11 protein-coding genes and 1 pseudogene are annotated in these 16,461 nt (G+C 62.7%); 2 read left to right on the top strand and 10 right to left on the bottom strand.

The genetic code is table 11. From position 1 onward, the window contains the following. Positions 1-44: 44 nt before the first annotated feature. The 5 genes from AC0V2S_RS21480 to AC0V2S_RS21460 all read right to left on the bottom strand — a co-directional run bounded on the left by AC0V2S_RS21480 (position 45) and on the right by AC0V2S_RS21460 (position 10,747). Complete coding sequence (locus tag AC0V2S_RS21480) at positions 45-3,152, bottom strand: MdtB/MuxB family multidrug efflux RND transporter permease subunit (RefSeq protein ID WP_475511492.1); 3,108 nt, start codon at positions 3,150-3,152, stop codon at positions 45-47. Continuing rightward, positions 3,149-4,405 (bottom strand): MdtA/MuxA family multidrug efflux RND transporter periplasmic adaptor subunit, encoded by a 1,257-nt coding sequence (locus tag AC0V2S_RS21475; protein ID WP_475511491.1) that lies wholly within the window; start codon positions 4,403-4,405, stop codon positions 3,149-3,151. Before AC0V2S_RS21475 ends, AC0V2S_RS21480 begins: the two co-directional genes overlap by 4 nt. Before the next feature lie 174 nt (positions 4,406-4,579). Further along, positions 4,580-5,080: a thiol peroxidase gene (tpx, locus tag AC0V2S_RS21470; RefSeq protein WP_475511490.1), complete on the bottom strand. Its 501-nt coding sequence runs from the start codon at positions 5,078-5,080 to the stop codon at positions 4,580-4,582. Between the two features lie 268 nt (positions 5,081-5,348). Then, the gene (locus AC0V2S_RS21465) at positions 5,349-9,020 is read right to left on the bottom strand and encodes a translocation/assembly module TamB domain-containing protein (protein WP_475511489.1); all 3,672 of its coding nucleotides are present in this window, start codon (positions 9,018-9,020) and stop codon (positions 5,349-5,351) included. Continuing rightward, on the bottom strand, positions 9,017-10,747 hold the full coding sequence (locus tag AC0V2S_RS21460; protein ID WP_475511488.1) for an autotransporter assembly complex protein TamA: 1,731 nt from the start codon (positions 10,745-10,747) through the stop codon (positions 9,017-9,019). Before AC0V2S_RS21460 ends, AC0V2S_RS21465 begins: the two co-directional genes overlap by 4 nt. A gap of 225 nt (positions 10,748-10,972) precedes the next feature. Here AC0V2S_RS21460 and AC0V2S_RS21455 point away from each other — a divergent pair, with 225 nt between their 5' ends. Then, a complete protein-coding gene (locus tag AC0V2S_RS21455; protein ID WP_475511487.1) occupies positions 10,973-11,296 on the top strand; it encodes a hypothetical protein in 324 nt (107 codons plus the stop codon). Between the two features lie 66 nt (positions 11,297-11,362). Here AC0V2S_RS21455 and AC0V2S_RS21450 read toward each other — a convergent pair whose 3' ends face one another. Further along, a complete protein-coding gene (locus AC0V2S_RS21450) occupies positions 11,363-12,019 on the bottom strand; it encodes a GNAT family N-acetyltransferase (RefSeq protein ID WP_475511486.1) in 657 nt (218 codons plus the stop codon). 193 nt (positions 12,020-12,212) lie between these two features. Here AC0V2S_RS21450 and xthA point away from each other — a divergent pair, with 193 nt between their 5' ends. After that, positions 12,213-13,025: an exodeoxyribonuclease III gene (gene xthA, locus AC0V2S_RS21445; protein ID WP_475511485.1), complete on the top strand. Its 813-nt coding sequence runs from the start codon at positions 12,213-12,215 to the stop codon at positions 13,023-13,025. 757 nt (positions 13,026-13,782) lie between these two features. Here the strand turns inward: xthA and AC0V2S_RS21440 are convergent. The 4 genes and pseudogenes from AC0V2S_RS21440 to AC0V2S_RS21425 form a co-directional block, all read right to left on the bottom strand. Next, positions 13,783-15,108: an ATP-binding protein gene (locus AC0V2S_RS21440; protein WP_475511484.1), complete on the bottom strand. Its 1,326-nt coding sequence runs from the start codon at positions 15,106-15,108 to the stop codon at positions 13,783-13,785. Next, positions 15,105-15,773 carry a response regulator transcription factor gene (locus AC0V2S_RS21435; protein WP_475511483.1) on the bottom strand — a complete coding sequence of 223 codons (669 nt, stop codon included), beginning with the start codon at positions 15,771-15,773 and terminating at the stop codon, positions 15,105-15,107. Before AC0V2S_RS21435 ends, AC0V2S_RS21440 begins: the two co-directional genes overlap by 4 nt. After that, positions 15,773-16,104: pseudogene (locus tag AC0V2S_RS21430) on the bottom strand (PepSY domain-containing protein). Before AC0V2S_RS21430 ends, AC0V2S_RS21435 begins: the two are co-directional and overlap by 1 nt. Beyond that, a complete protein-coding gene (locus tag AC0V2S_RS21425) occupies positions 16,104-16,412 on the bottom strand; it encodes a PepSY domain-containing protein (protein WP_475511482.1) in 309 nt (102 codons plus the stop codon). The pseudogene AC0V2S_RS21430 and the gene AC0V2S_RS21425 overlap by 1 nt, the downstream one beginning before the upstream one ends. Positions 16,413-16,461: the final 49 nt, after the last annotated feature.

The raw sequence follows: 16,461 nt of genomic DNA, 5'->3' as shown, positions 1-16,461 counted from the left end.
GCGGGAGAGGGGCCGGGGGTGAGGGCCGGCCATCACACAAAAACTCATGACTGCACCGACATATCCAACCCACGCTTCTTGCGCCAGCCATTCCAGCGCTGCGCCACGCGGTCGAAAGCCAGGTAAATCACCGGCGTGGTAAACAGCGTCAGCACCTGGCTAAGCAGCAAGCCACCAACCATCGCGATACCCAGCGGCCGGCGCAATTCCGCCCCCGCGCCCGCCGCTAGCATCAGCGGCAACGCACCGAGCAACGCGGCCAGGGTAGTCATCAGAATCGGCCGAAAACGCAGCAGGCACGCCTGGTAAATCGCATCCGCCGCATTCATGCCCTGGTTGCGTTCAGCGTCGAGGGCGAAGTCGATCATCATGATCGCGTTCTTCTTCACGATGCCGATCAGCAGAATGATGCCGATGATCGCCACAATGCCGATCTCCTCCCCCGCCAGCATCAACGCCAGCAGCGCACCGACGCCCGCCGAGGGCAAGGTGGAAAGGATGGTCACCGGGTGAATAAAGCTCTCGTAGAGAATGCCGAGCACGATGTACATGGTCACCACCGCCGCCAGAATCAGCAGCAAGGTGCTCGACAACGAGCTCTCAAACGCCAGCGCGGCGCCACGGAAACTGGTCTGCACGCCGACCGGCAATTGCATCTCCTGCTCGACCTGGCGAATGGCTTTTACCGCTTCGCTCAGCGACACCTTGGGCGCCAGGTTGAACGACAGCGTGGCCGCCGGGAACTGCGAGATATGGTTGATGGCCAGCAGCGTGTTGCGCTCTTCGATGCTGGCCAGCGACGACAGCCGCACTTGCGTGCCGTCGCTGCTGCTCACGTACAGGTTTTCCAGCGACTCCGGCCCCAACTGAAATTGCGGCGCCACTTCCAGCACCACGCGGTATTGGGTGGCTTGGGTAAAGATGGTGGAAATCAGCCGTTGGCCGAAGGCGTTGTACAGCGCGCTGTCGACATCGGCCAGCGACACACCAAGACGCGAGGCGGCATCGCGGTCGATATTCACAAACGCTTGCAGGCCTTTGTCCTGCCAGTCGCTCGCCACATCGGCGAGTTCCGGCAGTTGCTGCAGACGCTCCACCAACAGCGGCACCCACTTGGCCAGCACGTCGGGGTCGGAGTCTTGCAGGGTGAATTGGTACTGGGTGCGTGCCACGCGGTCTTCAATGGTCAGGTCTTGCACCGGTTGCAGGTACAGGCGCACACCGGGGATCTGGTCGAGGGTCGGTTGCAGGCGGCGGATTACTTCCGTGGCGCTGGCATCCCGTTCGCCGTGGGGCTTGAGGTTGATCAGCATGCGCCCGGTGTTCAGTGTGGCGTTGCTTCCGTCCACGCCGATAAAGGCAGTGAGGCTGGCCACGGCCGGGTCGCTAAGCAGGGCTTTGGACAGTTCCTGTTGGCGCTCGGCCATGGACTGGAAGGAGATCGACTGCGGCGCTTCGGCAATGGCCTGAATAACGCCGGTGTCCTGCACCGGGAAAAAGCCTTTGGGCATAAAGGTGTAGAGCACGGCAGTCAGCACCAGGGTGCCGAGGGCAATCAGCAAGGTCAACGGCTGATGGCGCAGCACCACGCGCAGCGCGCGGCCGTAGCCGGCGATCAGACGGTCAATCTGCCGGCCGGTGTACTGGGCAAAACGACCGTGTTTTTCCTCGGGAATATGCTTGAGCAACTTGGCGCACAGCATCGGCGTCAGGGTCAGCGACACCACGCCGGAAATCAGAATAGCCACCGCCAGGGTGATGGCGAATTCGCGGAACAACCGCCCCGCTACGTCGCCCATAAACAGCAGCGGAATCAGCACGGCGATCAGCGAGAACGTCAGGGAAATAATCGTAAAGCCGATCTGCTTGGAGCCCTTGAGCGCGGCCTCCAAGGGGCTATCGCCCTCCTCCAGATAACGGGTGATGTTCTCCACCATCACGATGGCATCGTCCACCACAAACCCGGTGGCGATGGTCAGCGCCATCAGCGACAGGTTGTTCACCGAGAAACCGGCCAGGTACATCACGCCGAACGTGCCGATCAACGACAGCGGCACCGCGAGGCTCGGAATCAGGGTCGCGGAAAAACTGCGCAGGAACAGGAACGTCACCATCACCACCAGCCCGATGGCCAGCACCAGTTCGAACTGCACGTCGGCGACCGAGGCGCGGATGGTGGTCGTGCGGTCGGTAAGAATCTGCACGTCGAGGCTGCCCGGCAGGCTGGCCTGCAATTGCGGCAGCATGGCTTTGATGCTGTCGACCACCTTGATCACGTTGGCACCCGGTTGGCGCTGGATATTCAGCACCACCGCCGGGGTTTCGTTGGCCCAGGCGGCCAGGCGGGTGTTTTCGGCGGCATCGTCGACGGTGGCGACGTCTTTCACCCGCAGGGGCGCGCCATTTTTATAGGCGACGATCAGCTCCCGATAGGCCGCGGCGGATTTCAGTTGGTCGTTGGCATCCAGGGTCGAGGCGCGCGTGGGGCCGTCGAAGCTGCCCTTGGGGCCATTGAGGTTGTTGTTGGAAACAGTGGTGCGCAGGGTGTCGAGGTTAAGCCCCGCCGCCGCCAAGGCCGATGGATTGGCGCGAATTCGCACCGCCGGGCGCTGGCCGCCGCTGATGCTCACCAGGCCAACGCCGGAAATCTGCGAAATTTTCTGCGCCAGGCGCGTGTCCACCAGGTCTTGCACCTGCGGCAGCGGCAGGTTGCTGGAGGTGATAGCCAGGGTCAGGATCGGCGCATCGGCCGGGTTTACCTTGCTGTACGAGGGTTGGTACGGCAGGTCGTTGGGCAGCAGGCTGCTGGCGGTATTGATGGCCGCCTGCACTTCCTGCTCGACCACATCCAGGTTGCTGTCCAGGGTGAATTGCAGGGTGATGACCGACGCGCCGCCCGAGCTGCTGGACGACATTTCATTCAGACCGGCAATCTGCCCCAGCTGGTTTTCCAGCGGCGCGGTCACCGACGAGGTCATGATTTCCGGGCTGGCGCCGGGGTACGACGTGACCACCTGAATGGTCGGGTAATCGACTTCCGGCAGCGCCGAAATCGGCAAAAAGCGGTAGGCGATAATCCCCGACAGCAAGATGGCGACCATCATCAGCGTGGTCGCCACCGGCCGCAGAATAAACGGGCGCGACGGGTTCATTGCGCGGCTCCGTCCTTGCCTTTCGGTGCCGCGTCGCCCTGGCCGAAGGGCTTCTGCCCGGTTTCTTCACCCACTTCTTTCTTCACTTGCTCGGGCGCGGCGATGCGCACGGCCATGCCGTCGCGCAGGCGGTCGGTGCCTTCCACGACTACTTGCTCATCGGCGTTGAGGCCCTTTTCCACCACCACTTTTTCGCCTTCGCTGGTGCCCAGGGTGACGGCGCGCTGGGCCACTTTGTCGCCCTCGCCCAACACGTACACATAGGTGCCATCGTTGCCGCGCTGCACGGCGTTGGCCGGAATCAGCAGCACGTCGTGCAGGGTTTCCGCGAGCAGGCGCACGTTGACGAACTGGTTGGGGAACAAGGATCGGTCGGCGTTTTCGAATTTGGCTTTGAGCTTGACGGTGCCGGTGGTGGTGTCGATCTGGTTATCCAGGGTGACCAGCTCGCCGGTGGCCAGGGTGAGGTCTTTATTGCGGTCCAGCGCTTCTACTGGCGAGGCCTTGGCCTGACCGAGTTGCGCGGCGACGGTGCCCAGCTGCTGCTGCGGCAGGCTGAACACCACGGCAATCGGTTTCACCTGGGTGATGACCACCAACGGCGTGGTGTCGCTGGAGGTAACCAGATTGCCGACGTCGACCTGACGCAAGCCCAGACGGCCACTGATGGGCGCACGCACCTCGGTAAAGGCCAGGTTGAGCTTGGCGTCGTCCACCTGGCCCTGGTTGGTTTTCAGCGTGCCCTGGTACTGGTTGAGCAAGGCGGCCTGGGTGTCGAGGGTTTGCTTGGCGATGGAGTCTTCGGCGTACAGGCCTTTGTAGCGGTCCAGGTCGATTTGCGCGTTTTTCAGTTGGGCCTGATTCTGCTGCAGCGTGCCTTCGGCTTGCGCCAGGGCGGCTTTATAAGGACGGGGATCGACCACGGCGAGCAGGTCGCCGGCCTTCACTTCCTGGCCTTCGGTAAACAGCACCTTGACCAGTTCGCCGTTAACCCGTGGCTTGACGTTGACCGTGCTGAACGCGGTCACCGTACCCAGGGCGTGGTAGTGCACATCGAGGTCGCTGCGCTGCACCTTGGCAACGCTGACCGTCATGCCGGCGGCAGCGCCAGGAGGGCCCATGCCCGGACGCCCGCGCACCTTGCCATCGGGGGCGCCGGTGCTTTTGGCAGCGGACAACCAGATAACCAACAACACCACACCAGCGAAGGCAGCGGCAGTGATCAACCAAGGGCGAAGGGTACGAAAGGTCATGGGGCATCATCGATTGCAAATTCGAGCCCGCACGATAAGCACTGCCACGACGAACGGAAAGCCTCTTTACCGGCTTTTTACCTATCTCTGACTTTTTAGTAAGCGATTGACCCGTAAATGAAAACGGCCTGACTAAGTCAGGCCGTCATGTGTTGCGAGGTGTTACCTAAAACCTTACTTCAATACGGCAACAGCAGCTTCGTAATTCGGCTCGCTACCGATTTCGGCAACCAGCTCGCTGTGCAGCACTTTGTCGTTTTCATCCAGCACCACAACGGCACGGGCAGCCACGCCGGCCAGTGGGCCGTTGGCGATGGCAACGCCGTAGTCGGCGAGGAATTGCGCGCCGCGCATGGTGGACAGGTTCACCACGTTTTGCAGGCCTTCAGCGCCGCAGAAACGTGCCTGGGCGAACGGCAGGTCGGCGGAAATGCACAGCACCACGGTGTTGGCCAGGTTGCTGGTTTCGGCGTTGAACTTGCGAACCGAGGTGGCGCAAGTCGGGGTGTCGACGCTTGGGAAAATGTTCAGCACTTTGCGTTTGCCGGCCAGGCTGGCCAGGGTCACGTCGCTCAGATCGCCGCCAACCAGGCTGAAGGCCGGGGCTTGCTGGCCAGCTTGCGGCAGCTCGCCAGTGACTTGAACAGGGTTGCCTCGCAGGGTTACTTGGGCCATGAACGGATTCCTTTTTTTGTGGTTGAGGTAATTGGTTACTAAGGGCGCAAGAGTTAAGCACGAAAGGGATTACGCGACTATGACTGCAGAGTCAAAAAAATGAGGAAGTGACTGCGCGGAAATGAAGGAGGTATTCCATCCTTCACCGTCATCCCAGCGCAGGCTGGGATCCAGAATGTCGTGTCGGGCAGAAAACGCGGCAGCGTCCAATACTCTGGGTCCCAGCCTGCGCTGGGACGACCGTGGAAAATTGAAATCTGCGACCTCATCAAAAATCGCGCTTATAGAAAATATCCAGCGAACTCGCCAACCCGCTCGCCGCTTCCACATACACCTTCTTGGTCAACGCATAACGCAGCGCAATCGTGCTCGCCGGCTCGAACACGCCCACGCCGTAACGCAGGCTCAGTTTCTCTGACAGATTGCCGCTGGCCACAACACTGGTTTTATCTCCGGTACCGCCGGTGTCCAGCTGAAAATCGCTGATCCCCAGCCGCTGCGCCATGGCGCCCGTCACCCCGGAGCTGCCCATCAACCCCAGCCCCAGCGCCGCCTCGGCAAGCATATTGTTATCGCCACTGCCGCTGCTGGCCGGGCGCCCGAGCACCAGGTACGACAGCGCCTGCTGTTGGCTCATGGCCGGTTCGGAAAACACCGTGGTGGTCGGCTGCTCGGCATTGCCGCTGATGCGCAAACCGGCGGTCACGCTGTCGACCTGGCGGATGGCTTCCACGTCCAGGTACGGCTGGTCCACGGGCCCGGCAAACAGCAAGCGCGCGCGGCGCAAGGTCAGGCGTTGGCCATAGGCGCGGTAGCGGCCTTTGTTGAGGTTCAGTTCGCCACGGGTGTCGAGGTTGTCGCCCATATGCAGGTGGCCGGCCAGCTCGGCGCTCAGGCCAAAGCCGTTGAAGGTCAGCGGCGGCTGCCCTTCCGGGGCGCCCACGCCGATATCGATATCCATGGCCACAGGCGTCGCTTGCCGCGCTTCGGGGTCGTGGGTGCCCACAACCTGGGCGTCTTCCGACACCTTGACGGTGGACGGCGGCAACTGGCGAATTTCGATCTTGCCGCGCGGCACCTGCACCTTGCCTCTCACCGACAGCTGCTGTTCGGCCAGGCGCACGTTGAGGTCGGGGTGCACTTCCAGCGTGGCATAAGGCTCGACCACCACCGGCAGGCGACTGCCGAGCACATGCAGGTCCATATCCAGGCCGTTGGCCCAGGCCAGCGTGCCGCTCAGGCTGCCCTCGCCTGCTTCGCCGCTGTGCCAGTTGCTGGTCAGTTGCAGCCGCTCGCCGACGATCAACGCTTCGGCCTGCAAGCCCTGCACGCTCACCGGCAACTCACTGCCGGACAGCTCGCCGTTCTGCACCACCAGCCGGCCGTTGATCTGCGGAGCCAGCAGGCCGCCCGACAGCGTACCGCTGCCATTCAAATGCCCGCTCAGGCGCTCCACCATTGGCACAAACGGCCGCGCCAGGCTGAGGTCGAGGCCGGCTAGTTCAAAGGTGCCGGAAATCGGTTTGCTGGCCGGTCGCGGGTCGAGTTGCGTATTGAGCGTGAGCTGGCCGAGTTGCGGACCGTGGAAGTCCAGTTGCGAGTTGATGCGCTGCGGGCGCAGTTGGCTGGTCAGGCTAAAACGGTCATAGGGCAGGTCCAGCCATTGGCCGTTGTCGCGCACCCGCAGGTTGCCGCTGCCCAGGTCCAGGCGGATATCACCATTGGGGCCGCTGGCCGGCAGGTCGAGTTTGATATCGGCATTCAGGTTGCCCTGCCAGGCGAAATCGGCCGGCCACCACTGCGCCAGGGTTTGCATCGGAAAATCGCGCAGGCGCCAGCGCAAACGGGGTTCTGGCAGCAGGCGCTGATCGTCGCCGCACAAGCTGGCCGTGCCGCTCTGCCAGCAGTGGGCGCCGAGGGTGAGTTGGCCGTTGGCCAGGCGTTGCACCGTTGCGGCTTGTTGCAGGCGCCATTGCTGCCCGGCGCTTTCCACGTCACCGCTGCTGAGTCGCCCGCGCCAGTCGAAGTTCGGCGCCAGGGTGCCGTCGGCGGCGAGCGCCAGTTTGAGTTTGCTGCCGTCCAGATCGAGGCTTGCCCGCTGCTGCTGGCGGTTGCCGTTGCCTTGCAGGTGCAGGCGACCGAGGTCGGTGTCGCCGCTGTGAATGCCGGTGCCGATCAGGTCGAGCGTGCCGCGCTGTTGGCCATCCAGTTTTGCGCTGAGGTTCAGGGTCGCCAGCTTTTGCTGCTGATACGCCAACTGTGTGCCTTGCAGATTCAGTTGTCCTTGCGGGGCTTGCAGGGTGCCAGCGAGATCCACTTGGCCCTTCAGCTGCCCAGCCAATTGCGGCCATAGCTGGCCGAGGCGCGGCATGGCGATAGTCAGTTGCCCGGCCAGGCGTTGGTCCAGGCTGCCCTGCCCTTGCACGCGGTTATCGCCCAGGCGCACATCGAGTTTGTCGACCTGCCAGCGCTCGCCGGCGCCGGCGGCATGCACTTGCAGCAACGCGGGCTGGCCACGCAGGCGGCCGTTGAGGTCGAGGTCGGCGTCGAGCTTTAGTTGCTCGCGGTATTCGCCCTGGCTGCGCAAGGTGCCGCCGAGAGTGCCGGGCAGTTCGGCGAGCCAGTAGGCGGGGTTGAGCTGGCTGAGTTGCAGGCGGCTGTCCCATCGAATTCCGTCGGCAAAACCCACCGTCACCTGCCCTTCGGCTTTGCCCTGCCCGGCTTGCAGTTGCAGGCTGACCAGGTGCACTTGCTTAAGGTCGCCACTCACCGGGCTGCTGAGGCTGAAGGCACCGGCCGGGCCGTTGAGGTCGGCGGCGAAATTGCCGAGGTAATTGCCGTCTTGGTAATGCACCTGCCCGGTCAGACGATGCAGGCTCACGGCAGGTTCTTCGACGTCGGGCAGCAGCCGGCGCCAGGGAAAATCCAGCCAGGTGAATTCGGCGTCGGCGGTAAAGGTATCGCGCCAGTCGAGCGTGCCGTTAAGGGTGATGTGTTGCTCGGTGTCGGCTTGCGCAGTCAGTGCCTGGATATCGGCGCCGCTGGCGGTGACGAGGCCCGCCAGGGTCAGCGGAATATCCCCGCCCTGCGCTGCCAGCCCGGCGGTGCCGTTCACCTGATAGCCCTCACGCAAGGTGCCCGCCGCGCTGAGGTGAACGGCGTTCAGCGGCGGCACATCGGCGGCCGCGACAAACTGTTCGGCATCCACCGTCACCTGCGCCGGCAACCCTTCGCTCAGCGGCTGCACGCTGCCTCGCAAGTGCGCATTCAGATAGCCGCTGCTTTGCGCGGTTACGGCGAGGCTTTTAAGCAAGTCGCCCTGTACGTTTACGGCCAGTGACCACGCCTGCGCGTCCGGTGCCGGTAACTGCACCGAGCCTTCCGCTATCAGCGGCCATTCGCCGTTCGGGTCGAGCGTGCCGTGCACATTCAGGGCCACGCCATTGGAGCTGCCTTGCAGCCGTTCGATCACCAAACCAGCCACGGTCCAGTGCGCCACCAGCTGCAACTGACTGGCTTGTTCGCCGCCGTTGTAAACGATGCTGCCCAGCTGGATATCGCCCAGTTGCAGGGCCAGCGGCAGCTTCAGGCTCGGCAGAGTTAGCGGCCCATCGCTGCGGCTTTCGCTATCGGCAAATTGCAGGTTGAGCTGCTCGGCATGGACCTGATCCAGACACAACGTGAGCTTGAGCAAACAACTCGGCGACCAGGCAACACGCACCTGGGTCACTTCCACCCTGTCGCCCTGCTGCTCCCACACCAGACTATCGGCGCTCCAGCTACTACCCAAGCGACCATCGAAAGCCTGCACCTGCAAGCCCGGCACCTGCGCCAATAACCAGCGGCTGCCGCCAGCGGTGCCCAGCAGCAACGCCACGGACAGCACCACGCTGACCACTGACGCCAACAACGCCCAGCCCGCCCGCTTAAGCCAGGTCATAGCTCCGGCCCCATGGAAAAGTGCAGACGAAAACCACCGTCATCATCCAGCGCACGGGCCAGGTCGAGGCGCAGCGGGCCGACTGGCGAAATCCAGCGAATACCCATGCCGACGCCGGTTTTCAACGTGGGAATTTCCAGGGTCTGGAACGCATTGCCTTGGTCGACAAACGCCGCCCAGCGCCAGCGCTCGGCAAAGGAATACTGGTACTCCACGCTCCCGGCCACCAGGTAGCGGCCACCGATGCGGTCGCCCTCGTTGTTCTCCGGCGACAGCGACTGGTAGTCGTAACCACGCACGCTCTGGTCGCCACCGGCAAAGAAGCGTAGTGATGGCGGCACGGCCTTGTAGTCGTCCGTGGCGCTGCCACCAAACTGCACGCGGCCGAGGAAGCGGTGCTTGTCCCACAGCGTGGTCAAGCCTTTGGCCAATACGGTGCCGTAAAGCAGGTTGCTGTCGGACACCAAACCGTCCTTGGCGACCGACGCTTCGAACTGCAGGCGATAGCCGTTGGCCGGGTCGATGGCGTTGTCGCTGTGCAGGTAGGAATAACTCACGCCCGGCATCAGCAAAGTGCTCAGGCCGTTGTCGCTGCCCAGGCGGTATTCCTCGCGCTGCAGCTTGAGCGACAGAACTTGCTGCCAGCCGCTGTCGAGCTTGCTGTGCCATTCGGGGCCGACGGTGAGCAGGCGGCTGAGGCTGTCGGTGTCGGCCAGCTCTTCGTACTGGTAGCCGCCGGCCCAGCGGGTTTTATTGGTGAGCGGTGGGTTGCCGGGTATGTCGTACCACAGGCCGACGTTCTGCCGCGGCGCCGACAGTTCCATCTCGGTGCCGTAACTGTCGCCTTCGGCGTTGGCCCAGTGGCGGGTCCAGTTGAATTTCGCCCGTGGCCCCACGTCGGTGGAAAAGCCTAGGCCCACGCCCATGGTGCGTGGCTTGCGGGTGTTGAGGTCGATCTTTACCGGCACCTGTTCGCCGCTGCCCTGAGTGGGCGCGGCATCCACCCGCACGCTTTCGAAATAGCCGCTGCCTTGCAGGTTTTGGTAGAGCTTGGCGATCAGGTCCGAGTCGTACGCGGTGCCCGGTTTGAACGGCACCATGCGTTGCAGAAGTTGATCGTCGAAGGTTTCATCGCCGCTGAATTGGCTCGGGCCGAAGTAGTAGCGCGGGCCGCTGGCGTAGATCAGTTCGACGTCTGCCACGCCGGCCACCGGGTCGATGGCCAACTTCTGGCTGGTGAAATGGCCGCTGAAAAATCCGTAGCGCGAAGCCTGGTTCTGGATCAGGCGTTTGGCGTCTTCGTAGTGCCCATGGTTGAGCACGGCGCCGGCGGTGAGCTGGCTGCTTTTCGGCACACGGAAGGCGGGTAATTGGGCGGCAGGCCCGTCGATACGCACGGTGACGTTACGCAGGTGCACCGGCTCGCCGGGCTGGATGCGGATGATCAGGCGCGGGCCTTTGTCGTTGTGGTCGACCTCGCTGTCGATCTGCGCCTGGTAATAGCCCAGCGCCTCCACCGCTTTGCGCGCCTGCAACAGCGCGCCGCGGCTGAAGCGCTGCAAGGCGGCCTCGTCGCGCTCGCCGAGGTCGCCCACGTAGCCGGTCACATTGGCCTTGAGCGGTGCGTTGGCCGGTTTGATGCGCACACTGAGCTGGGTTTGTGCGAGGGCTGTGGTCGTGGTGAGCAACAGCGCCAACGCCAGCCCGATCGTTGGGTGAAATGACATGGGGGCCGATGCTAGCACGCGATTAAGTCTTCGCCCGAGGGCAAATTCCTGCGCCTATAAAAGAATGCTCGCGGTTTTCTCCAGCACCGCCCTACTGCCTACAGCCTTGGGTTTGCAGTTTGATTTCCCGGCTTTCAATTGCTGACGGCAGGCTGTCAGGCAGACAGCGCAGCCCTTGCGAACGCACACCCAAACCCACCGCTCCACATTGAGTAAAACAGCACCATGAAAAAATCTATGGCATTGGTTTTTTTGGCCATCACAGCGAGCAGCCTCTCGGCCTGCGCCGTTAAAAATGACCGTACGGATTTTAGCCCTTTGGGGCTCGCCTACCACTCAAACATCACCAAAACAGCTGACGGTAACTATCAAGCCGCGGTTGAGGCCGCTCCAGGCCGCGGTCGTGTGGGTGGCGCAAGAGAACTGGTTACGAAGGATGCGGTTGATAAGTGCAAGTTGGATAACAAGACCATGCGCGTGATCAAGGAAGAAACCGACACACACCTGCTGGTGAATGGCGTCGCCCGTCTCACGTTTGTCTGCGAATAATCCCCCCGCTCCTCACCAGGCCGCCTCCTGCCACAGGAGGCGGCATTCGCTTAAACCTCCCCTGCGTTAACCCGACGCCGCCACCAGCAACTTCTCCGGGTTGGGGTGAAAAAACACATGCTCGCGAATCGGCCCTACCGCCACTTCGCCGATCTCTTCATAACCTTGGCGTTTGTAGAAATCCAGGTAGCGCGGGTTTCCGGTGTCGAGCACCACGCCCAGCGACGCTTCGTCCTCGGCGCACCAGTTATGCAGCGCTTCGAGCAGCTGTTCGCCCAGATGCTTGCCCTGAAATTCCGGGTGCACGCCGAGCAGCGGCAGCACGTGGTACTGGCCCGGCGGCAGACAGGCCAGCACGGCGTCGTGGTAATGCAGGTAGCGTTTGGTGCAGCGCAGACCGGTGGTCAGCAGCATGCGCAGGCGCCAGCCCCAACTTTCGGTGATATCCAGGCGGCGCTGGGGCGGAGCGATCAGGGCCAGGGCCACCAGGCGGTCGTTGATCACCAGGCCAATGGCCGGCAGGTCTTCGAGAAAATGCCGCTGCACCAGCTCGCGCACCGTGGCGCGCACGCGTTGGTCGTAGCCGGGGCGTTCGGACTCGAACAGGTAGCCGAAAGTCGGCTCGTGGCGGTAGGCGTGGTACAGCAGGGAGCGGGCTTCACGAACATAGCTGCTGTCGAGTAAGCGGACTTCTGCAGCGGGAATGGCAAAGGACGTCGGCATGCACGGTTACCTCGGTTAGCCTGCCTGGCGCCAGCGCACAAATGGCGCGGGTCACAGGCGGTTTTTATTGTTATAGATGCCGCCCTCACGTTAGCAGCCAGGACCGGTTGCTGCCACACGCGGGTGGCCGCCTGGGCGGGCATCGGCTAGCATCGCAGGCCTTCTCGTTTGTTAGTTCAGGACCTTGCCGCCCATGAAGATCGTCTCCTTCAACATCAACGGCCTGCGCGCCCGCCCCCATCAGTTGGCGGCGCTGATCGAAAAACACCAGCCAGATGTGATCGGTCTGCAGGAAACCAAAGTGTCGGACGAGCAATTCCCTTTTGCCGACATCGAAGCCTTGGGCTATCAGGTGCATTGGCATGGGCAGAAAGGCCATTACGGCGTGGCGCTGCTGTCGCGCCAGGCGCCGCTGGAACTGCACAAAGGCTTTCCCGGTGATGAAGAAGACGCCCAGCGGCGGTTTATCTACGGCACGTTTGCCGATGAAAACGGCCAGCCGGTGACGGTGATGAATGGCTATTTTCCGCAAGGTGAGAGCCGTGACCATCCGACCAAATTTCCGGCCAAGCAGCGGTTTTATGCGGATCTGCAGAATTTGCTGACTACCCAATTCACGCCGAACCAGGCGGTTGTGGTGATGGGGGACATCAATATTTCGCCGGAAGATTGCGACATTGGTATTGGCGAAGAGAACCGCAAGCGCTGGCTGAAAACCGGCAAGTGCAGCTTCCTGCCAGAAGAGCGCGAATGGCTGGCCACCCTGAAAAGCTGGGGCCTGGTCGATAGCTTCCGCCACCTGCACCCTGAGGTGAACGACCGCTTCAGCTGGTTTGACTACCGCAGTCGTGGCTTTGAAGACGAGCCTAAACGTGGGCTGCGGATTGACGTGATTTTGGCGACGGCGCCGCTGCAAGGCCGCATCAAGGACGCTGGCATCGACTACGACCTGCGCGGCATGGAAAAGCCGTCGGACCATGCGCCGATTTGGGTTGAGTTGGGGTGATTCAAAGGTGGCGGCTGGGCGTTGTTCTGCCGAGCGGTGGATATCTGCTTTACCGCATTTGCTGGACGTTTTGTTTCGCGCTTTACGCGCGAGTTTCTTTTTTCAGTCGATAAAAAAGAAACCAAAAAATCTTGCCCCTACCTGGGGTTTTCACTGCGTGAAAACTTCCCTCGCTCCGTCGTCGCTCCAGGGGTCGGGCTGAGGGCCATCCATGGCCCCAGCCCTCTGCGCGGCTCCCGGCCGCTACGACCCCTTACGCAACGACTACGCTCGGCCTGGCGCTAAAGGGGCGGGTAAATCACAAGCCAGATCAAAGGCCCCTCACCCCCGGCCCCTCTCCCGCACGCGGGCGAGGGGGTGACGTTTGGGCGGCGACCTCACTCGATCTGCCCCTCTCCCGTTAGGCGGCCGGGCAGGCGAGAGGGTTGGGGTGAGGGGCTGTTGATCTGGCTTTTGATCTTGATCTGCCCGCCCCTTGAGCGCAGGCCGAGCGAAGTCGCCGTGGAAGGGGTTGAGCGGCAGGAGCCGCGAAAGGCAAAGACGGGCCATGGATGGCCGCGTTTTGCCGGCCCCTGAAGCGGCGACGGAGCGAGGGGAGTCGGAGCGCAGCGGAGACCCCAGGTAGGGGCAAGCCGTTTTTGGTTACTTTTTAGGGCGACTGCTAAAAAGTGACTCGCGCGTAAGGCGCGAAAACAAAACGCTCAGCACCCGCGATAACGACGAATCCCACGATCAAAAAATCAACAATCCGCCGCCCTTAAAATCCCCCAGGCAACCGAACACTCACCCGCAACCCACCCAGCGGGCTGTCGAGCAATTCCAACTGCCCACCCCGGGCATCGACGATATCGCGCACAATCCCCAACCCCAAGCCATGCCCGGTCACCTGCTCATCCAGCCGCGTGCCCCGCTCCAGCACCTCAGCCCGGCGTTCGACCTCAATCCCCGGCCCGTCGTCGTCCACCCACAAAGTGAACCCCGCACTGTCTTTCTGAACGCTCAATCGCACCTGCGCGTCGGCCCACTTGCAGGCGTTGTCGAGCAGGTTGCCGAGCATTTCCAGCAAATCTTCACGGTCCCACGGCAGGCGTAGGCCGGGCTCGGCCTGCCAGGTCAGGTCCAGCCCTCGGTTATGGATCATGCCCAGCGTGCTGATCAAGCCCGGCAGTTCTTCGTCGCAGTCAAACTGCGCGCCGGGCAATGCTTCGCCGGCTAACCGCGCACGGCCGAGTTCCCGGTTCAAACGTTGCTCGATCTGCTGCAGCTGGTCGCGCAACGTCGCTCGCAACTCAGGGTAGTTTTTCAGTTCCTCGCGCTCGGCCAGGCTAACCAGCACGGCCAGCGGGGTTTTCAATGCATGGCCTAGGTTGCCCAGGGCCTTGCGCGAACGCAGTAGGTGGTCTTCGGTGTGGGCCAGCAGGTGGTTGATCTGGGTTACCAGCGGTTCCAGCTCCACCGGCACGTCTTTATCCAGGGCGGCGCGCTGGCCTTGCTGCAGTTGTTGCAGTTGCTGGCGCACGCGCTCCAATGGGCGCAATGAGTTGCGCACGGTCAGGCGTTGCAGCAGCAGTATCAACAGCAGTGCTCCGGCGCCGATACCCAGGCCGACGTACTTCACCTGGCGAAAACTGGCGAGGATCGGGCTGTAGTCCTGCGCCACGGTGATGGACAACTGCTGGCCGTAGCGCCGGTAGTCGGCGCGGTACATCAGCAGCAATTGCTCGTTGGGGCCAACTGCCAGTTCGCTTTGCAGACCGGGCTGGGCGCCCTGCGGCAGCTCCCAGTCCCATTGCGAACGAGAACGCCACGGCGCCGGCGTCCCGCTGGCAAAGTCGATGCGAAAATAACGCCCGGAAAATGGCTGCTCGTACGCCGGCTGCAAGCGCTGTTCGTTGAGCTGCAAGCCGGCCGGGCCGCGCACCGTGGCGATCAGCAAGTTCTCGGCGTGGTGACGCAGGCTGGATTCCAGATAGCGGCGCAGGCCCAGGTCGAGCAACCACAAGCTGGTCTGAGCCAGCACCAGCCCTACCACCAGCAGCACACTGATCAGGCCGAGACTCAGCCGGCGCTGAATCGATTTCATGCGCCCAGCCCGATAAAGCGATAGCCCTGGCCCCGGCGCGTTTCGATCACGTCGCGGCCGAGCTTGCGGCGCAGGTGGTTGACGTGCACTTCCAGCACATTGGAGTCGCGCTCGGTTTCGCCGTCGTACAGGTGTTCGGCCAGGTGACTTTTCGACAGCAGTTGCTGCGGGTGCAGCATGAAATAGCGCAGCAGGCGGAATTCAGCGGCGGTGAGTTGAATCTCCTCCCCGGCGTTGTTCACGCACTGGCGCGCTTCATCCAGTTGCAGGCCGGCGGCTTCCAGATGCTGCTGGTTGGCCAGGCCTTTGGAGCGGCGCAACAGCGCCTGAATGCGCAGTTGCAGTTCTTCGGGGTGAAAGGGTTTGGTGAGGTAGTCGTCCGCGCCGGCTTTCAGCCCGTCGATGCGCTCGGCCCAGGAGCTGCGCGCGGTGAGGATCAGCACCGGGGTGGCCAGCGCGCCGGCGCGCCATTCGCGCAGCACCTCAAGCCCCGGTTTGCCGGGCAGGCCGAGGTCGAGAATGATCAAGTCGTAGGGTTCGGTAGCGCCCTGGTGCACGGCGTCGCGGCCATCGGCGAGCCAGTCCACGGCATAGCCTTGGGCGGTCAGGCCGGCCAGCAGCTCGTCGGCCAGGGGCACATGGTCTTCCACCAGCAACAACCGCATCAGTCGTCTTCCTTGTCCTTGAGAATGCGCCCGTCGCGCACATCGATTTCCAACTCACGGACCACGCCATCGGTGGTCAGCAACTCGACTTCATAGACCAACACGTCGTCCTCTTCTTCCAACTCGGCTCCAACAACTTCGCCCCGGGGTAACGCCCCAGGGCGGGTTGCAGCAGCTGTTCCAACGGTGGAATACGGCCTTCCTGACGCAGGCGCAGCACCTCGTCCTGGTCGAGGTCGCGGGCGTGGACCGCGACACTCAGTGTCATTACCGCTAAAACCAGGGCGACGATACCGCTATAGCGCAGCAGCCATTTGCTCGGCTTGCTCATTACTTGTCTTGGTAGTCTTTAAGGATCTGACCATTGGTGGCGTCCAGCTCCAGGTCCCACTCCACGCCCTGCGCGTCACGCAGTTCGACCTGGTAAATGTAGCGGCCGTGTTGCTCTTCCAGCTCGGTTTCTTTCACGGTGGAGCCAGGGTGTTTGGCGATGGCGGCAGCGTTGAGTTTTTCGAAGGATTGCACGGTGCCGGCGTCACGCAGTTTCAGCGCTTCGTCCGGGCCCAGGTCACGGGCTTGGGCCAGGCCAGCGGTGGCGGTCAGGGCAGCAACGGCAAACAGGGCAGTGAACTTGTTCATGGGTTCGTTCCTTTTCTTCAGTTAGGTAATTGCTTTCGACGGGGATCAC

This window comes from Pseudomonas sp. CC11G (genome assembly GCF_056174845.1).
Note: the sequence above shows the minus strand (reverse complement) of the source record. Positions and strands in the feature narration are given on the sequence as shown.